14 protein-coding genes are annotated in these 18,182 nt (G+C 51.2%); 4 read left to right on the top strand and 10 right to left on the bottom strand.

Annotated elements, in window-relative coordinates; translation table 11 throughout:
• The 8 genes from OGY15_RS08590 to OGY15_RS08625 form a co-directional block, all read right to left on the bottom strand.
• A complete protein-coding gene (locus tag OGY15_RS08590; RefSeq protein ID WP_151219862.1) occupies positions 1-1,026 on the bottom strand; it encodes an ABC transporter permease in 1,026 nt (341 codons plus the stop codon).
• Positions 1,026-2,120, bottom strand: coding sequence for a microcin C ABC transporter permease YejB (locus OGY15_RS08595; RefSeq protein ID WP_286538932.1), 1,095 nt, complete (start codon positions 2,118-2,120; stop codon positions 1,026-1,028). The genes OGY15_RS08590 and OGY15_RS08595 overlap by 1 nt, the downstream gene beginning before the upstream one ends.
• Complete coding sequence (locus tag OGY15_RS08600) at positions 2,121-3,935, bottom strand: extracellular solute-binding protein (protein ID WP_286538933.1); 1,815 nt, start codon at positions 3,933-3,935, stop codon at positions 2,121-2,123.
• A 99-nt stretch (positions 3,936-4,034) separates the two neighbouring features.
• Entirely contained in the window at positions 4,035-5,594 is a 1,560-nt protein-coding gene (locus tag OGY15_RS08605; RefSeq protein WP_286538934.1) for a cyclic di-GMP phosphodiesterase, read from the bottom strand.
• Positions 5,595-5,766: 172 nt separating this feature from the next.
• The gene (gene mepS / locus OGY15_RS08610) at positions 5,767-6,336 is read right to left on the bottom strand and encodes a bifunctional murein DD-endopeptidase/murein LD-carboxypeptidase (protein WP_003027474.1); all 570 of its coding nucleotides are present in this window, start codon (positions 6,334-6,336) and stop codon (positions 5,767-5,769) included.
• A 413-nt stretch (positions 6,337-6,749) separates the two neighbouring features.
• On the bottom strand, positions 6,750-7,463 hold the full coding sequence (locus tag OGY15_RS08615) for a phosphatase PAP2 family protein (RefSeq protein WP_151219859.1): 714 nt from the start codon (positions 7,461-7,463) through the stop codon (positions 6,750-6,752).
• A gap of 34 nt (positions 7,464-7,497) precedes the next feature.
• Complete coding sequence (locus OGY15_RS08620) at positions 7,498-8,484, bottom strand: CobW family GTP-binding protein (protein WP_210904554.1); 987 nt, start codon at positions 8,482-8,484, stop codon at positions 7,498-7,500.
• A gap of 119 nt (positions 8,485-8,603) precedes the next feature.
• Positions 8,604-10,070, bottom strand: a complete 1,467-nt coding sequence (locus OGY15_RS08625; RefSeq protein ID WP_210904555.1) for a mannitol dehydrogenase family protein — start codon at positions 10,068-10,070, stop codon at positions 8,604-8,606.
• A 202-nt stretch (positions 10,071-10,272) separates the two neighbouring features.
• On the opposite strand from OGY15_RS08625, the gene uxuA reads away from it, so the two are divergent.
• Positions 10,273-11,463, top strand: coding sequence for a mannonate dehydratase (uxuA, locus tag OGY15_RS08630; protein WP_187253422.1), 1,191 nt, complete (start codon positions 10,273-10,275; stop codon positions 11,461-11,463).
• A gap of 45 nt (positions 11,464-11,508) precedes the next feature.
• Here the strand turns inward: uxuA and pdxR are convergent, their stop codons facing one another.
• Positions 11,509-12,981, bottom strand: coding sequence for a MocR-like pyridoxine biosynthesis transcription factor PdxR (gene pdxR, locus OGY15_RS08635; protein WP_210904556.1), 1,473 nt, complete (start codon positions 12,979-12,981; stop codon positions 11,509-11,511).
• Positions 12,982-13,145: 164 nt separating this feature from the next.
• Here pdxR and torC point away from each other — a divergent pair, with 164 nt between their 5' ends.
• From torC to torD, 3 genes are read left to right on the top strand one after another with little or no spacing between them, the layout of a single operon-like run.
• Positions 13,146-14,279 carry a pentaheme c-type cytochrome TorC gene (gene torC / locus OGY15_RS08640; protein WP_286538935.1) on the top strand — a complete coding sequence of 378 codons (1,134 nt, stop codon included), beginning with the start codon at positions 13,146-13,148 and terminating at the stop codon, positions 14,277-14,279.
• A 9-nt stretch (positions 14,280-14,288) separates the two neighbouring features.
• On the top strand, positions 14,289-16,787 hold the full coding sequence (torA, locus tag OGY15_RS08645; RefSeq protein ID WP_286538936.1) for a trimethylamine-N-oxide reductase TorA: 2,499 nt from the start codon (positions 14,289-14,291) through the stop codon (positions 16,785-16,787).
• Positions 16,777-17,409 carry a molecular chaperone TorD gene (gene torD, locus OGY15_RS08650; protein WP_286538937.1) on the top strand — a complete coding sequence of 211 codons (633 nt, stop codon included), beginning with the start codon at positions 16,777-16,779 and terminating at the stop codon, positions 17,407-17,409. The genes torA and torD overlap by 11 nt, the downstream gene beginning before the upstream one ends.
• A gap of 54 nt (positions 17,410-17,463) precedes the next feature.
• Here the strand turns inward: torD and yeiP are convergent, their stop codons facing one another.
• Positions 17,464-18,036 carry an elongation factor P-like protein YeiP gene (yeiP, locus tag OGY15_RS08655; RefSeq protein ID WP_286538938.1) on the bottom strand — a complete coding sequence of 191 codons (573 nt, stop codon included), beginning with the start codon at positions 18,034-18,036 and terminating at the stop codon, positions 17,464-17,466.
• Positions 18,037-18,182 lie beyond the last annotated feature (146 nt).

Here is an 18,182-nt window from a genome sequence, read left to right on the forward strand (position 1 = left end):
TTAAATCGCCTTGTTGGGATCGAACGCGTCGCGTACCGCTTCACCAATAAAGATCAGTAGCGATAAGAGCAGGGCAACGGAGATGAACGCGGTAATGCCAAGCCACGGTGCCTGCAGGTTGTTTTTACCCTGCAACAGGAGTTCTCCCAGCGATGGCGAGCCAAGCGGTAAGCCAAACCCAAGAAAATCCAGCGAGGTCAGGGTCGTTATCGAGGCGCATAAAATAAACGGTAAAAAGGTCAGAGAGGCAACCATCGCATTGGGTAGCATATGGCGCAGAATAATACTGCGATCGCTCACGCCGAGCGCCTGAGCGGCACGAATGTAATCAAAGTTTCGGGTGCGTAAAAACTCCGCGCGCACCACGCCCACCAGGCTCATCCAGCCAAACAGCACCGTTATGCCCAGCAGCCACCAGAAGTTAGGCTGGACCACGCTCGACAACAAAATGATCAGAAACAGCGTTGGCATACCTGACCAAACTTCAATGAAGCGCTGCCCCCACAGGTCCACCTTGCCGCCATAATAGCCCTGGATTGCGCCAGCCATTATCCCCATCACGCTGGAGCACAGAGTTAGCATTAAACCAAACAGAACAGAAATACGTGTGCCGTACAGGATCCGCGCCAGCACGTCACCGCCGTTGGCATCCGTTCCCAGCCAGTTTTGTGCCGAAGGCGGGGAAGGGAAGGGCTTATCGGTGGCAAAGTTAATGCTGGTAGCACCAAAGCGTATTGGCGCCCACAGGATCCAGCCCTGGTCTTCCAGGCGCTGCTGTAGCCAAGGATCCTGATAATCAGCCTGGGTCGCCAGCGGTCCGCCGAAGTCGCTTTCACTGTAGTTTTTGAACAAGGGGAAATACCAACTGTTGTCGTAGCGCACCAGCAGCGGCTTATCATTGGCAATCAGTTCTGAACACAGGCTAAGGCCGAACAGCACCAGAAAAATCCACAGCGACCAATAACCGCGACGGTTATGGCGAAAACGCGCCCAGCGGGCCTGATTGACGGGGCTTAATCGCGACATTAACGTCCCTCAAAATCAATACGGGGATCGACCAGCGTATAGCTGATGTCACTGAGGATATTCAGCAGCAGGCCGATCAGGGTGAAGATATAGAGCGTGCCAAACATGACCGGATAGTCGCGTGATATGGTGGATTCATATCCCAGTAGCCCCAGACCATTAAGCGAGAACATCACTTCAATCAGCAGCGAGCCGGTAAAAAACATACTGATAAACGTCGCCGGGAAGCCCGCGATTACCAGCAGCATGGCGTTGCGAAACACATGTTTCCAGAGAATATTCTTCTCGCTGACCCCTTTGGCGCGTGCGGTGACGACATACTGTTTGCGTACCTCATCCAGAAATGAGTTTTTGGTCAGCATGGTCAGTGCGGCAAAACCGCCAACCACCGTTGCAAGCACGGGTAAGGTAATATGCCAAAGGTAGTCGGTCACTTTCTGATACCAGGGCAGGGAGTCAAAATTGGCGGAAACCAGGCCGCGCAGCGGGAACAGGTCGTAGTAGCTACCCCCGGCAAAAAAGACGATCAGCAAAATGGCAAACAGAAAGGCCGGTATGGCATAGCCAATAATAATAAATGCGCTGCTCCAGACATCAAATCGGCTGCCGTTATGAACTGCTTTGCGGATCCCAAGCGGTATCGACACCAGATAGATGATGAGCGTACTCCATAGACCCAGCGTAACGGAAACTGGCAGGCTGTCTTTGATAAGTGTCAGCACTGAGGCGCTACGAAACAAACTGTCGCCGAAATCGAAACGAATATAGTCCCAAAGCATTTTGAAATAGCGCTCATGAATGGGCTTATCGAACCCGTAACGCCGAGTGATTTCGGCGATGACTTCTGGGTCAAGACCCCGACCGCCGCGATAATTACTGTCGCTAATGTTACCAACACCGGTTTGCGCGTGGCTGGCGCGAACGCCTTCACTGCCCGCACCAGGTAATGCCCCGCTTTGCCCGAACTCAATAGCGGCGACGGCCTGCTCAACTGGGCCGCCGGGGGCAATCTGCACGATAAAAAAATTGATCGTAATGATCGCCCAAAGCGTTGGGATCACCAGCAGCAGGCGTCGAATCAGATAAGCGCCCATTTATTCTCCCTGCCGTCTGGCAGCGGGCAGTTTCGCCGCTTTGTTGACGTCATACCACCAGTTGTCGAGGCCAATGGTATAAATTGGGCGAATAGCCGGATACGAAAATTTATCCCACCAGGCGATACGATCCTCTGCCATAAACCACATCGGCAACATGTAGTAATTCCAGGTTAAAACCCTGTCCAGTGCCCGACCGAGTGGGATAAGTTTGGCTTTATTACCTTGCGCGGCAATGATTTGGCCAATCAGGTTATCGATTACCGGGCTTTGCACGCCGGGAGCGTTGTAGCTGGAGTCAATATAATCAGAAGCCCACAGAATTTGCAGGTCAGAACTCGGCCATGGCATCGCGCGATACAACCTTGGCATCATGTCATAGTCGCGACTGCGCAAGCGGTTGGTGATTTGCGAGTTATCAACCTGACGGATGTTCATCGTAATGCCTAAGCGTTGCAGGTTGTGTTGGAACGGCAACACCCACTGACTGTTGCTACCCGCCGGGAGCAACAGTTCAAAGCTCAGGGGTTTACCGCTGACGCTGTTTACGCGTTGCTGCCCCTTGAGTACCCATCCGGCTTGTTCCAGTAAGGTATCGGCTTTCAACAAGTTCTCACGATCGTAGCCATCGCCTTTTGATTTTGGCGGCTGATAGATTTGGCTGAAGACCTCAGGAGGGAGATCTTTTTTCAAAGGGGCGAGAATCACCAGTTCATCTGCATCGGGGTATTTTGTAGCAGCATATTCGGTATTCTGAAAATAGCTGTTGGTCCGGCTCCAGGCGTTATAGAACAGTGCTTTATTCATCCATTCAAAATCAAAGGCCAGGGTGATGGCTTCCCGCACCCGTCGGTCACTGAACACCGGACGCTGAATATTAAATGCCAGCCAGCGCGTATCCTGGGCGGATTCATTTTTTTGTTCATCTTTAATGATGTAATGATTCGCGAAATTTTTCCCGGTATAACGCGTCGCCCAGTTTTTGGCATCGTTCTCAAGACGCAGGTCAAACGCCCCGGCCTTAAACGCCTCAAAAGCGACGTTATCATCCAGGTAGTAGTCGTAGCGGATAGTATCAAAGTTCCAGCGTCCGCGATTGACGGGCAGATTAGCGGCCCAATAATCTTTGACGCGCGAATAGACAATATACTGGCCCATTTTCCATTTCGTGATGCGATAAGGACCGCTGGCGAGCGGAGGTGATGATAGGGGGTCGCTGAGCTTATGATCTTTCCAGTACTTCTCTGGCATCACGGGTAATGAAAACAGGCTGAGCATGTCCTCTTTACCCGGTTTGGCTAATTCAATGCGTACGGTTAATGGCGCGATGGCTTTTACCGTTGTTCCCTTGTAGACCAGACGAAACTGCGGCACGCCTTCGGTCATAAATTTGTGGAAGGTGAATGCGACATCGCTGGCAGTAATGGGAGAACCATCATGAAAACGCGCTCGTGGATTAATGGCGATTTCCACCCAGGAATAGTCGTCAGCATAGCGTGCGCTGTCGGCGATGAGTGGATAATAGCTGCCAGGTTCATCGTCAGAGGTAGTAAACAGCGTATCGTAGAGGGTTTCGGTACGCGCACCGGGGTTACCGCGCATTGCATAGCGGTTGAAGTTATCAAAAGTGCCGATGGCGGAGAGAGTGATTTGCCCGCCTTTGGGGGCCGCAGGGTTTACGTAATCAAAATGATTAAAGTTGAACGCGTACTTCGGTTCACCCAGTACGGCAAAAGCATAGCTTTCTTTGATGGACTGCGCCTCGGCGCTAAACCCGATGAGGGCGATAAACAGCAGCAATACGCGAGGGATCATTAAAAGCGATTTCCTTTTCCTGCCACAACCCGACAGGCATCATGCCTGAGAGATAAGAGATGCGGCGGCGAGTGAGAGTCTATGATTCGCATACTGCGATCACCACGTCGGCTTATTGGGCTGCGCCATCCAACGCACGAAATCAGCAAGCTTTAATGGTCGGCTAATCCAGTATCCCTGGAAAAAATGTACTCCACGCTCGCGCAGCCAACGGGCTTGCTCAGGTGTTTCAACCCCTTCAGCAACTGTCAGCATATTAAGACGTTTAGAGAGTGTCAACACGGCGTCCAGAACCGGAGAGGTCAGGGTTTCCGTCCCAATGGCGTTAATAAAGCCGCGATCGATTTTCAGGTAGTCAACGGTAAAGCGCTCCAGATAGATAAGTGCGCTATGACCTGTGCCAAAATCATCAATGGCAATTTCAAAACCTGCTGAATGCAACCATTCAAATAGCTCGATTGCCTTGTGTTGATGCAGCATATCCCGCTCGGTGATTTCCAGCACCAGTTGAAAAAAGTGCGCGGGAAGACAAGTGTACAGGCGTTGAATATCCTCTTTAAACGTCTCGCCGTGTAAGTGCGTTGGCGCGATATTGATCCCCAGTTTTGCGCCCGCGGGCAATGCTTTTTGTAGCATCGATGCGTCCTGGGCTATCAGCTTAAAGAGGTGCTGGGTTAGCGGCACAATCATTTTCTGTGATTCTGCGTAGTGAATAAAGGCATCCGGAGGGATCTCACCGGTGGTCGGGTGATGCCAGCGTAATAGTACCTCGACACCTTTCACCTCCAGCGTTTGCACCTCTACGACGGGCTGGTACACCACATAAAACTGATTGTGTTTGATGGCGTTAAGGATATCTTTCCCCGGGCGTAAACGGACGGCATAGATGTAGTACCAGAGAAGGAGGGCGGTCATGATCCCGGCCAAGCATCCGAGCATGATGGCGTATCCCACATCTTTATACGTCCACCGATCCGCGTAAAAACGCACCTCCAACGGGAATGTAGACAACCGTGCATTATAGGATGGGATGGCAGGGAGTTTGGACGCAGGGATTAATTGTTCGGAAAACGTGGTGATAGCCGTCTTCCCGACGATGAGTGCTACGCCGTTGAAATCATCTTGCCTGGCGTTATAGAGAAGATAGGGGGCCAGGTTAACATTCAGAGTGGCAAAAACGCCGCTGTTCTGTAATGAATGATTGCGATACCAAATGAGTATTGCCGGTTTATTCGGCATCATTGGCGTACCGGGCTGGAGATCCATATCGATATCTTTCGTCATGTCCAGAACGGGAACCAACTGCTGAAGAGGAGTATTCATTGGACCGGTTGCTGAAGAGCAGAAAGCGATACCGTCTTTTACCAGTAAAAAGGCCCGAACATTCAGGCTAAACGCAGCGCTGGAAGTGAGTTGAGCTGAAGCTTGCGAGCAGGTGTCTTTTACCAGAGGCTGTAGCGTGTTGGTGGTGGTTTCAAGGTCAACGAAGAAACTTTCTATATAACTTTGTATGTTAGACGTTAGCGTGTCGTACTTTGCGTTTCGTTGATGCCATGACATAAAAAACTGCAGTGAGCTGACGAGTAACGCGACGACTATCCCCGTTATAACGCAGGTGAGCAGGAGTTTACGTTCGGAAGAAGAGGAGCGTCTTAACATAGTTCCTTATGTTTACCTGAAGTAACCATTTGTCCTGTATGAATATAACCTGAAATGATTCATGTTGTGAGATTTTTCTTAGTCACAAAAGCAACGCAAAAAAAAGCACCGCCGTAGCAGTGCTTTTTTATATGTCTCATCAGGATAGCCAAGGGATAGCTGCCAAACGAAATTAACTGCGGCTCAGGACCCGGCGAGCTTCGTTGTAACGCTTTTTCCAGTAAGGTTCGTTCATGCTGGAAATGATAACGCCACTGCTGGTCGAGGCATGTACGAACTGGTTGTTGCCGATATAAATACCGACGTGTCGGCCAGTAGAGCCAGCACGGAACAGAACCAGATCGCCTGTGCGCAGATTAGTGCGCGAAACGGATTTACCCGTTTCCTGTTGTTCATAGGTTGAGCGAGGAAGCTCTAAACCAAATTGTTCGCGAAACGTACGCTGTACGAAGCTTGAACAATCAATACCTTTTTTAGTGCTGCCGCCAAGGCGGTAACGCACGCCTTTCCAGTCAGCATACTGGTCCATAATACGTGATTTAACATCAATATTACGCACCATATTTTCAAATTCATCCTGAGAGGCTTGCAGTGAAGAGTTATCTCCATTGCCCACAGCATGCGTCTCAGAATGCATATTCCTGGCGGTGTTCGTTGTGCTACATGCAGAAAGCAGAACCGCAACTGCTATCGCGGGTATGCCCCGCAAGATATATCTCAAAATCGGTTGAGATTTGACCATTTTGTTTGTTTTCCCTTGAAGTCCTTAACGATAAATATCGTTATAAAAAATGCCAAACGTGACGAGACTAATTACCATCGCACGATGAGACAATTCTTTAAGGTCAAATCTGTGGCAGAACGCACAAATTTATTCGTAAAGAGAATAATTACCCTGCGAGGCAAAACGAGTTCGAGATTACCCGATCGCTCCGGTCATTGCGAGTGATTTTACGTGATTTCTTATAAGAAAAATTGATACAGAAAGTGAATAAACGGCATTGTATAAAATAAGAACAATCAGAGGAAAAAACAGGCAACTCATTCATTTACAACATGAATAATGTGACAGGAGAATGACAATCAGAATGATGAAATATCGGCAAGCATCATCAGGGAATCAGAAGTATCCCTGATGATGTTAATTACTCTGTGTTATTTGTTTGAAAATTGTTTGTTTTTACCAGGCAGATAATTCACGAACAGCGTGACTAATCGGTCGCTTAATGGCGTCATTAACCACCAGGGAAGTCCAATCAAGACGACCGTCATGGAACCGACCACGATATCGGTGAGCCAGTGAGCGCCAATCATTACGCGCGGGAAGGCAAAAACCACAGTGATAATAAGGCCGATTATGCCTGCGATTTTTCCGAAATAACGCAGCATAAATGCGGAAAAAATAAGCAGCATCATACCGTGGTCGCCGGGGAAACTGTCTCTGGACGCATCTTTGGTTGGAATATGCAGCAGCTCGCTGACACGATAAATATTATCCAGCATCAGAGTAGGGCTGGCCCGTTTAACGGGAATTAGCGCCTGACCCAATTGATTTAATACCACGGCGGTGAGCAGCATTACCAGGCCAATAGCCACAATGCGTCGGCGACCTTCCGACGCCTCTTTCAGCCAAAAGTGCAGCATCAATGCGCCCATTGCCAGCAATGAGCAGCCATCAAAGGCCCGATTATTGGTGATAGCAACAATCCATAAAAACAACGGGTTTTCCACCAGCTTCTGATTAAAGAAGCGGAAAACATCCGTATCCAGTGAGGACCAGACCCCATGCCCGGTTGGAATATACCAGGACAGAAATAGCGCCAGACCCGCAATATTAAGCAGGAGAATAAGAGGATATCGGGTTTTCATCGTCGTTTACCATTGCTATAAAACGAAGGCAACCTTACGCGCCACCATCTAAACGAAGTCTCAACAACGCGCCCTGTAACGCATTCCAGTCGGTCTCGGTATCGGAAATAAGTTCAATACGGCTATCCGGTGGCGCAACATTTTGCGTTTCAATATGCCAGTCATCTCCCTGGCGGTTAATGCGTACCAGTCCTTCTTTAATACGCATTACCCCCTTCACGCGCCCTACGGGGGCAAGGCGTGACCATTCCAGCAGGCCGATGGTATCGAAGACTGTGTCAGCGTCAAAAATCCAACCGCAGGCCTGATGGCCCTGTCCGCTGTTCAGGCTGCGCCGCCAGCGCTGTTGGGCAGGCAGACTCAATGCCGCCAGCCCCTTTTTATCGGCATGACTATGGGTATGCTCAGCGCTTGCAGGAAGCTCCGCCAGGTTTAGTCGGGGCAAGTCCAGTAGTTGACCGTCAATTTGCCCATGGTCGGCGTGAACTAACTGGCGATTGCCGCCGTAGAGTTGCCACCAGCTTTGCAGGGCATTTTCGCTTTCCGCTGTGGCGCGGTCGGCTTTGTTGGCCACTATGATATCCGCGGCGGCCAACTGGTCGCGGAAATTGTCATTGGCGACGCTTTTTTCATCCAGTAACAGCCGCGGGTCAAGAATACAGAGGGTCGCACGCAGATCGATCCACGGTTCGTAAACCGGTGCGGTGAGTAAATCCAAAATCTGTTTTGGGTGACCGAGGCCAGTGGGTTCAATCAGCAGACGGTCAGGTTTTCCCTGACGTAGCAGCGTATTGAGGCCAACCTGCATCGGCAGACCGTTAACGCAGCACATACAGCCGCCGGGGATCTCTTTTAGCAGTGCGCCGCTGTCGGCCAGCAGCGCGCCATCGATGCCTACTTCGCCAAACTCATTGACCAGCACGGCCCACTTCTCTGCGGGATTTTTGTTCGCCAATAGATGAAGAATAGAGGTGGTTTTGCCACTGCCAAGGAAACCAGTGATGAGATTGGTTTTAGTCACATTTACTCCAGAATCATAAATAACCGTAATGGCATTTAACAATCCTGGCGAAAAACGGCGAAAAAGAGAAGGGGTGAGAGGACGAAGACGCACTTCGTCCGGTTTAATGGCAGAAATCGTTAATTATTTAACGTGGTAATGACAGCCTGATGTGCTCCGTATTGAGTAATACGTTGCCAGGCTTTTTCAATCGCTGCGACAAACTGCGGATTCTGGACGAGATCGGGAGCGAAAATTTCGCGCAGCGAAAGCAGGGCGCTGACACGTTCTGATTCAGTGCTCTGTTTAACCAGAGCGGTAATCTTCTCACTTAGCGGGTCACGAATATCAATTGCGGCGCCTGAGTCATCCACGCCGCTCACGTAACGCATCCAGCCGGCGACGCCGAGCGCCAGCAGCGGCCACTCGCTTTGACGTGCTAAATGTACGCGGATCCCTTCCAGCATTCGCTGGGGTAATTTCTGACTACCATCCATCGCGATTTGCCAGGTTTTATGCTTCAGCGCCGGGTTGGCAAAGCGCTCAAGCAGACTTAGTGCATATTGGTCCAAATCCACATCGGTAATTTGTAGTGTGGGGGCCTGTTCCTTGAGCATCAGCCGGTAAGCGGCTTCACGAAATGCGCGGTCCTGCATACATTCGCTAATGTGCTGGAATCCGGCCAGATAGCCGAGATAAGCGAGAAATGAATGACTGCCGTTCAGCATCCGCAGTTTCATTTGTTCCCATGGCAAGACGTTTTCGACCAGCTGCACACCCGCTGCTTCCCATTGTGGGCGGCCAGAGACAAAGTTGTCTTCAATCACCCACTGGATAAACGGTTCGCAGCTGATTGCGCAAGGATCGGCCACGCCCAGTTCGTGGGTAATTTCAGCCAGTGATGCTTCGGTAGCGGCAGGAACGATCCTGTCCACCATAGTGCCCGGAAAACTGACATGCGCCAGGATCCACTGCGCCAGTTCAGGTGAGCGTTTTTTCGCCATTCCCAGCACGGCGTTCTTTACTACGTGACCATTGTCCGGGATGTTATCGCAGGAGAGGACGGTAAACGGTTGCAGTCCACGTTCACGTCGACGGTGCAGTGCTTCAACAATAATTCCGGGCGCGGAGTGCGGTTCAGCCGGTGTCTGCAGATCGTGAATAATACGCGGATTAGAGAGATCCAGCGAACCTGTTGCCGGATCGATACAGTAGCCTTTTTCAGTAATGGTCAATGAGACAATCGCCACCTGAGGCTCGCAGAATTTTTCAATAATGGCTGTCAGCGAATCCAGCGTGGCGTTCAGACATTCGTTGACGGCGCCGATAACAATCGGCTGGTTGCCGTTAGCCCCTTTTTCTAACACCGTAAATAAATGATCCTGTTCGCGCAGCTGACGCATCAGCCGAGCGCCGCTAAACAGGCTGATTTCGCAAATTCCCCAATCTCCGCCTTGCGCATTCAGCACCCTGTCGGTCAATAACGCCTGATGGGCGCGGTGAAAAGCACCGAAACCAAAATGCACAATCCGCGTTTTTAATTGCTGGCGGTCGTACTGCGGCATCATGACATTTTCCGCCAGTGGCGCTGAGGCAATAGTTTTCATTAAATACACCTGATTAACCATTAATTAACAATGCCAGTATAAAGTTATATGACAGCAAATTAAATTGGTGTGCCTCATTTATCAGGGGAATGTGAGCTGGATCAATCAATGACCGGCCATCTGTTGATCATCTATGGGATGCCTGTATGGTAGTCATCATTCAGTTAGCTTGATTTGGTATAACAACTTGTGAGGTGAAACAATGGAACAAACCTGGCGTTGGTACGGACCTAACGATCCAGTATCACTTGATGATGTGCGTCAGGCTGGCGCAACGGGTGTTGTGACCGCCTTGCATCATATTCCCAACGGTGAAGTGTGGCCGGTAGAAGAGATTCAAAAACGTCAGGCTATTCTGGCAGAAAAAGACCTGACCTGGTCGGTGGTGGAAAGTATTCCTGTTCACGAAGATATCAAAACACGTTCAGGTCAATATCAAACGTGGATTGCCAACTATCAACAGAGTATCCGTAATCTGGCGACCTGTGGCATCGATACCGTGTGCTATAACTTCATGCCGATCCTTGACTGGACGCGTACCGACCTCGAATATCAGCTGCCCGACGGCTCCAAAGCGCTGCGATTTGATCAGATTGCTTTTGCGGCCTTTGAACTGCACATTTTGCAACGCCCGGGAGCTGAAGCGGATTACACCGAAGAAGAACAACGTCAGGCGCTCGACTACTTCAATGCCATGAGCGATGCCGATATTGAAAAGCTGACCCGTAACATCATTGCCGGCCTGCCGGGTGCGGAGGAGGGTTATACGCTGGATCAGTTCCGTGCGCGCCTTGCCGAATATGACGGCATCAGCAAAGACGATCTGCGCGATAACATGGCGGTATTCCTGCGGGCGATTGTGCCAGTGGCAGAAGAAGTCGGCGTGCGCCTGGCCGTGCACCCTGACGATCCGCCGCGTCCGATCCTCGGCCTGCCGCGCATCGTTTCGACTATCGAAGATATGCAGTGGCTGAAAGAAACTGTCGACAGCATTAATAACGGTTTCACTATGTGTACCGGCTCTTACGGCGTACGCGCTGATAATGACCTGGTGAAAATGATCGAAACCTTTGGCGATCGCATCCACTTTACACACCTGCGCTCAACCTGCCGTGAAGAGAACCCAAAAACCTTCCACGAAGGTGCGCATCTGCAGGGCGATGTGGATATGGTATCGGTGGTGGCTGCCATCCTTAACGAAGAGCAGCGACGTAAAAAAGCGGGTGATTTGCGGCCTATCCCTATGCGTCCTGATCATGGACACCAGATGCTTGACGATCTGCACAAGAAAACCAATCCGGGCTACTCTGCGATCGGCCGCCTGAAAGGACTGGCGGAAGTTCGCGGCGTTGAGCTGGCGCTGAAACAAACGCAGTTCCGCGATCTGCTGTAAGGCTAACAACAGGGATTGTGCCACAGGTACAATCCCCGCTGTTTATCAAGGCTGTGTTAGCGCCAGCTCCAGCACCGACAACACCTTATTGATCTGCTGTATCTGCAACCCGCCAAAGCCAAAAAACATTACTGCGTCTCTGTTTTCCTTACGCCACACGGCTTCTGACCCATTTTCTATATCCGGCAGCGTGTCAAAGCGGATCCCTGCCAGCAGGCAACGCTGCTGCAGCCTCGCTATCGTATCGGGGTGTCTGTCAATGCGTAAAGAGAGGTGCAGACCCGCCGTTGCGCCAGCGATTTTCCCTGCCGAAAACAGACTGGAAAGGCCATCGCGTAACAAGATAAGGCGCGCGGCGTAACTGCAGGCCAGTTTACTGATGTGCGTATAAAACACCTGATTTTGCATTAATTCGGCTAAGAATTGCTGTAATAACCACTGACTCCCGTTGTTGTTAAGCGCTTTCATATTCTGTACCGCCGGGAGCAGTTCATCTGGGCAAATGAGATAGCCAAGACGTGCCCCCGGTCCCAGCGTTTTAGAAAATGTTCCCATGTAGATAACCCGATTGTGATAATCCATGGCTTTCAGCGCAGGGAGGGGATTCTCGCCATAGGTAAACACAGCATCATAATCATCTTCAATGATATAAGCGCCGACGCGCTGCGCCCACGTCAATAACGACTGACGACGCTCCAGCGAAAGTACGCTTCCCATCGGATATTGATGAGCTGGGGTTACATAGCAAAGCTGGGTTTCCGCTTCGGGTAAATTATCTGTTTGCAGTCCGTGGTTATCTACCGCAATTGACGTAATATCTGCGCCATAATAATTAAACAGATGCCATGCGCCAGAATAACAAGGGGATTCGGTCACAACGTGGCACTTTTTTTGCTGACTGACAGCATGATGAATAATAAATATTTGACTAAGCAGCGACAATCCTTCCTGAATCCCGTTGGTAATAATGATGTTCTCTGCCCGGGTATTAATGCCGCGAGTTAAATTAAGGTATCTGACTAATTGCTCACGCAGTGAAAATAATCCGTTTGGTGAATGATATCGGGTAAATAATTGTTCTTTAAACACGCTCGGGGCATTATTCCATTTTCGCCAGCTTGCCCAGGGAAAAGCATTGGGGTCGGGGACGCCTATCCGGCAGTAGCATTCCCGCCCGGGTTCTGCGTAAACATCGGTAGAGACCCCGGCAGCTTTAGGTTTTACCGGTGGGGAGCCCTGAGTCACGGGCGCATGCACTGGGGTTACACGTACAGGCCTGGTGAATATCACCTCATAGCCAATGCCGTGTCGGCTCTTAATTAACCCAGCCGCCATCAGCTTGTCATAGGCCATCACTACCGTTATTTTAGCAACGTGCAATACCTGAGCCTGCTCGCGAATAGAGGGGAGTTTGTCTCCACAAAGCAAATCACCTTGCTGAATGGCCTGGAAATAAAATTGAAATATCTGCAGTTGCAGTGGAGTACGGCTTTCTCTATTGAGCGTCAGTGTTAGCATAAGAAATTCCTTATTTACAGATGGTCACTATATTACGAATTTCTGATCTTTACTATTTGACTCACCTCATAGAGTGGATGCTGTTCCTATAATCTGCTTTCGCTGTCTCTATTTTTGATTTTTATTATCCCTTAGCGTGTCGCTATTAAAAAATGGAGGCAAGCATGTCGTGGATAAGAAAAAGCGCACTGTGGTGTGTATTCGCCGGAGCGGTAGTCATGGCCCTGGCTATTTGGGGAGCGTGGCAAGGCGTTCATTACACCAGTACGACCGAGTTTTGTTTATCGTGTCACTCAATGCGTACGGCAGGAGAGGAGTATAAAACCAGCGTGCATTTTCGCAATGCTTCTGGCGTGCGTGCGGAGTGTAAGGATTGTCATATTCCACCTGGCATCGTCCCAACGTTGGTTCGTAAAACGCAGGCCTTAAACGATCTCTATCACACCTTTATTTCCCCTTCGATTGATACCCCAGAAAAATTTACCGCAAAACGGGCGGAGCTGGCCCAGAGGGAATGGGCACGCATGAGCGCGAATAATTCAGCGGCGTGTAAATCTTGCCACAGCTACGAGGCGATGGATCACGGCAAGCAATCAGCCAATGCGGCGGCGCAAATGACCGCGGCGGCGGCAAAAAACAGTAACTGTATCGATTGCCACAAAGGCATTGCTCATCACAAACCCGATATGAGCAGCGGTTTTCGCGATCGCTATAAGCAGCTACAGCATCAGGGGGCGTCGTTGTCAGAGGTGAGCACGCTGTTCTCGCTAAGCGAAAAAGCCCTGACGGCTACGGCAGGGAGCGCGGCAGGTAAAGCGCTTTTGTTTCCTGCCACCGAGGTCAAGGTGCTGCAAAAAGAGGGCAACAACCTACAACTTGAAGTAACAGGTTGGCGTGAAAGTAAAGGGCGTGGGCGGGTGATTACCCAGTATATGGGGAAGCGCGTTTTCTCCGCTGTGCTCGATGACGCCCTGATGGCTAACGTAAACGTGTTGCAAACTCAGGTCGATCCTGACTCACATCAGCAATGGCAACAAGTGAGCGTCACCGCCTGGACCTCCGCGCAGGACTTTATCAACACGCTGGATCCCATCTGGGAATACTCGGATCAAATGCTGCAATCCACTTGTAGCGCCTGTCACAGCACGCCCCCAACCACACGCTATACCGCCAACGGCTGGATCGCCGGATTGAAAGCGATGTCGACCTACTACCGGCTTAACCCGGTGGAAGAACGCACGTTGTTGAAATATCTCCAGACCCACGCCAGCGATGTGTCCGACCCTAATAACAATTAAGGATAATGTATGGATATTCATGACGTTAATTCGTCCCGCCGCCGTTTTCTGAGCGGTATGCTGGCGGTAGGCGTTGCCAGCGCACTGGCGCCCAATCCGCTGATATCAAAAGTGTGGGCCGCGGGAGAAAACCCCGAGCAGTGGATCCAGTCCGGTTCACATTATGGTGCTTTTGAAGCCAAAGTGGTCAACGGCGAATGGACAGAAACACGCCCGTTCAAACATGACAAATGGCCCTGCGATATGCTGAACGCGGTGCGCGAGGTGGTCTATAACCCTTCGCGGGTACGCTACCCGATGGTGCGTCTGGACTGGCTGCGCAAGCGGGAAAAGTCTGACCGCAGCCAGCGCGGAGATAACCGTTTTGTACGGGTGAGCTGGAGTCGGGCGCTGGATCTGTTTTACGAAGAGCTGGAGCGGGTGCAAAAAACCTACGGCTCATCGGGCGTATTTACCGGGCTTGCCGACTGGCAAATGGTGGGCAAATACCATAAAGCGGGCGGGGCAATGGATCGGGCACTTGGTCTGCATGGTTGCTATGTGACAACTGTCGGTGACTACTCTGCGGCAGCGGCACAGGTTATTTTGCCGCATGTGATGGGGTCGCTGGAGGTTTATGAGCAGCAAACGTCACTGCCGCTAGTTATTCAGAGCAGTAATACCATTGTGCTGTGGGGCTGCGATCCGATCAAGAATCTACAGATCGAGTTTTTGGTTCCCGATCACGACGCGTTTGGCTATTGGCAGCAGATTAAAGAAGCGGTTGCGCAGGGTAAGCTGCGCGTTGTCAGCGTTGATCCGGTGCGTAGCAAGTCGCAAAACTATCTTGGCTGTGAACAACTGGCGTTGCGACCACAAACGGATGTCGCGTTAATGCTGGCGCTGGCGCATACCCTGTATGAAGAAAAACTGTATGACACGGCATTCATTAACGATTACACCGTGGGTTTTGAACAGTTTTTGCCCTATCTGCTTGGGGAGAGTGACAAGCAGCCGAAAAATGCCGAATGGGCGGCCGAAATCTGTGGTCTGACGGCGGAGCAGATCCGTGACTTCGCCCGCCTGCTGGTCAAGGGACGGACACAGTTTATGGGGGGCTGGTGCGTACAGCGTATGCATCATGGCGAGCAGTATCCGTGGATGCTGGTGGTACTGGCCAGCATGGTTGGACAAATTGGCTTGCCGGGCGGCGGGGTCGGATTTGGCTGGCACTATAACGGCGGTGGGACGGTGACATCGACCGGGCCAGTGCTCACCGGGCTGGGGAGTATTAATAATCCGCCGGAGGCGAAGTACAAAGCGGATTTTCGCGGTGCTTCTGAGCATATTCCCACCTCACGTATCGTTGATTGCCTGCTTGCGCCAGGCAACAAGATTGCCTTCAACGGTGAGACGTTAACGTATCCTGACATCAAAATGGCGATCTACAGTGCGGCCAATCCCTTCCATGCGCAGCAGGACAGGAACCGCATGATCGACGCGTGGAAAAAGCTGGAAACCGTGGTGGTGTTAGATCACCAATGGACCGCGTCGTGCCGTTTTGCCGATATCGTCCTGCCTGTGACCACCCGCTTTGAACGTAACGATATTGAGCAGTTTGGTACGCATTCGAATAAAGGGTTGATGGCGCTGCATCAGATTGTTAAACCGCAATACGAAGCGCGGCATGACTTTGATATCTTTGCCGGGTTGTGTAAGCGCTTTGATAAGGAAATGGTGTACCGTGAAAACCGGGATGAAATGCAGTGGATACAGGCGCTTTATGACGAAGGCGTGAAGATGGGGGCGTCGCTCGGCGTCACCTTACCGGACTTCACTACATTCTGGCAGGGGGAAGGCTACATTGAGTATCCGGCGGGGCAACCGTGGGTGCGTCACGGTGAGTTTCGCGACCAGCCTGATCTTAATCCGTTGGGAACGCCGTCTGGTTTGATTGAAATCTACAGCAAAACCATCGCAGGCTTCTCCTACAAGGACTGTCCGGGGCATCCGGTGTGGATGGAGCCATTTGAGCGTACCTATAGCGGCAAAACAGATAAATACCCGCTGCATCTGCAATCCTGCCACCCGGATAAACGTCTGCACTCCCAGTTGTGCTCCAGCGAGGCGTTTCGCAACACCTACGCGGTTGCCGGGAGAGAGCCGCTTTACATCAGCGAACAGGACGCCGCCGCGCGTGGTTTAAAAGCCGGTGATATCGCCCGTGTCTTTAACGCTCGTGGCCAGGTGCTGGCTGGTGTGGTGGTCAGTCCGGATTTTACCCCAGGCGTGATCCGCATTCATGAAGGGGCGTGGTACTCCCCGCAGGAAGGGGGGAAAGCCGGAACGTTATGCACCTATGGTGATCCGAACGTACTGAGCGCGGATATGGGTACTTCGCAACTGGCTCAGGGGCCGTCGGCGCATACCGTGCTGGTGGAGGTCGAACGTTATCAGCAGAAAGCTCCGCAGGTGACGGCATTTGGTGGACCGCAGACGGTGCAAGAGGAGGGGGCAAGTGCAGCATAATCAAATTCATCTACAACGTGCGGCGATCTACCAATGGTTTTCACAATTGTTATTTCGTGAGCTGGACGAAAAACAGCTCACCAGTCTGGAAAGCGGCGAGCATCGGGCGTGGATTGCATCACTGGCGGCGATCCCCGGATTGTCTGCCGAGGTAAAACAATTTGAGCGTAGCCTGGCTCGGGCTTTGCGGCGGGACTCCCGACAGTTGGAACTGGCTGCAGATTTTGCCTCGCTGTTTCTGCTGGCACCGCCTGCGAGTGTTTCTCCCTACGCAGGACACTATCCGCGCACGACAGCTGCAGCAGAACGCCGGCAAATGAATGTTCTGTTGGTCGAACAAGGGCTGGCGGCGCGGGAAAATGAACCTTCCGATCATATTGCCGTACAACTGGCATTGATGGCGAGGATGGTTGCTAAAGAGGAGCCGTTCTCAACACAGTATTACTTTTTACATCATCATATTCTGTGCTGGGCACCGTTATTTCGCGACGCTTGTCTGGTGCGGGATAACGAGGGGTTTTATCCTCAGGCGGTTAATCTGATAGTGCGTTTTATGCGCGAGGATGAACAGTATCTGGAAACGCTGTTGATGGATGATTTTTATTTCAGCAGTCAGTGCTGAAAATGACAAAGGGACAGCCTGCGCTGTCCCTTGTCGTCGATGAGCGGCAGAAAATTAATCCGCGCGACCCATATAGCGACGTTCTTCGATATGAATTCGGATTTTCTCACCCGCACTCAGATACTCAGGAACAAGAATAACCAGACCGGTGCTCAGGGTCGCCGGTTTGTTACGCGCACTTGCTGAGGCGCCTTTAATGCCCGGTGCCGTTTCAACGATCTCCAGGTCTACCGTTTGCGGCAGTTCAAGCGCCAACAACTGACCGTCCCAGGTCAGTACCTGCATATCTGGCATTCCACCTTCCGGCATGAACAGCAGCTCTTCTTCAATCCGGTCTTTGGTGAAGGTATACGGGGTATAGTCTTCTTTATCCATAAAGACGTATTCGTTGCCATCGACGTAGGAGAAATCAACGCCACGACGGCTCAGGGTGACGGTATCAACAATATCATCGCCTTTGAAGCGCTCTTCAACTTTCAGACCGGTACGAACATCAGAAAAACGCATTTTGTACAGCGTTGCAGCGCCGCGTGCGGTGGGTGACTGAATGTCAATATCTTTTACAATCAACAGTTTGCCGTTGTAATTCAGTACCATACCTTTTTTAATTTCGTTCGCTCTTGGCATCGAAAAAATCCTGTAATGAGGGGTGTCTAAAATATCGCGTAAAACTACTCGCGCTGGGGCATTCAGGCAAGCGGAATTCATGCTTTTGTTGGTGCAAAAAAGGTGTTACTGTGCGCTTCCCGCACAATCCGATGGTTTACGCTTAA

Origin of the sequence: Citrobacter sp. Cu231 (assembly GCF_030332265.1) — a bacterium.
Classification (GTDB): domain Bacteria; phylum Pseudomonadota; class Gammaproteobacteria; order Enterobacterales; family Enterobacteriaceae; genus Citrobacter; species Citrobacter meridianamericanus.

Bases quoted from the DNA above. Each gene is read 5' to 3' on its own strand.
- OGY15_RS08595 (WP_286538932.1), bottom strand. From the start codon at position 2,120: ATGGGCGCTTATCTGATTCGACGCCTGCTGCTGGTGATCCCAACGCTT.
- OGY15_RS08615 (WP_151219859.1), bottom strand. From the start codon at position 7,463: ATGAAAACCCGATATCCTCTTATTCTCCTGCTTAATATTGCGGGTCTG.
- mepS (WP_003027474.1), bottom strand. From the start codon at position 6,336: ATGGTCAAATCTCAACCGATTTTGAGATATATCTTGCGGGGCATACCC.
- torC (WP_286538935.1), top strand. From the start codon at position 13,146: ATGTCGTGGATAAGAAAAAGCGCACTGTGGTGTGTATTCGCCGGAGCG.
- uxuA (WP_187253422.1), top strand. From the start codon at position 10,273: ATGGAACAAACCTGGCGTTGGTACGGACCTAACGATCCAGTATCACTT.
- yeiP (WP_286538938.1), bottom strand. From the start codon at position 18,036: ATGCCAAGAGCGAACGAAATTAAAAAAGGTATGGTACTGAATTACAAC.
- torA (WP_286538936.1), top strand. From the start codon at position 14,289: ATGGATATTCATGACGTTAATTCGTCCCGCCGCCGTTTTCTGAGCGGT.
- OGY15_RS08600 (WP_286538933.1), bottom strand. From the start codon at position 3,935: ATGATCCCTCGCGTATTGCTGCTGTTTATCGCCCTCATCGGGTTTAGC.
- OGY15_RS08605 (WP_286538934.1), bottom strand. From the start codon at position 5,594: ATGTTAAGACGCTCCTCTTCTTCCGAACGTAAACTCCTGCTCACCTGC.
- pdxR (WP_210904556.1), bottom strand. From the start codon at position 12,981: ATGCTAACACTGACGCTCAATAGAGAAAGCCGTACTCCACTGCAACTG.
- OGY15_RS08625 (WP_210904555.1), bottom strand. From the start codon at position 10,070: ATGAAAACTATTGCCTCAGCGCCACTGGCGGAAAATGTCATGATGCCG.
- OGY15_RS08590 (WP_151219862.1), bottom strand. From the start codon at position 1,026: ATGTCGCGATTAAGCCCCGTCAATCAGGCCCGCTGGGCGCGTTTTCGC.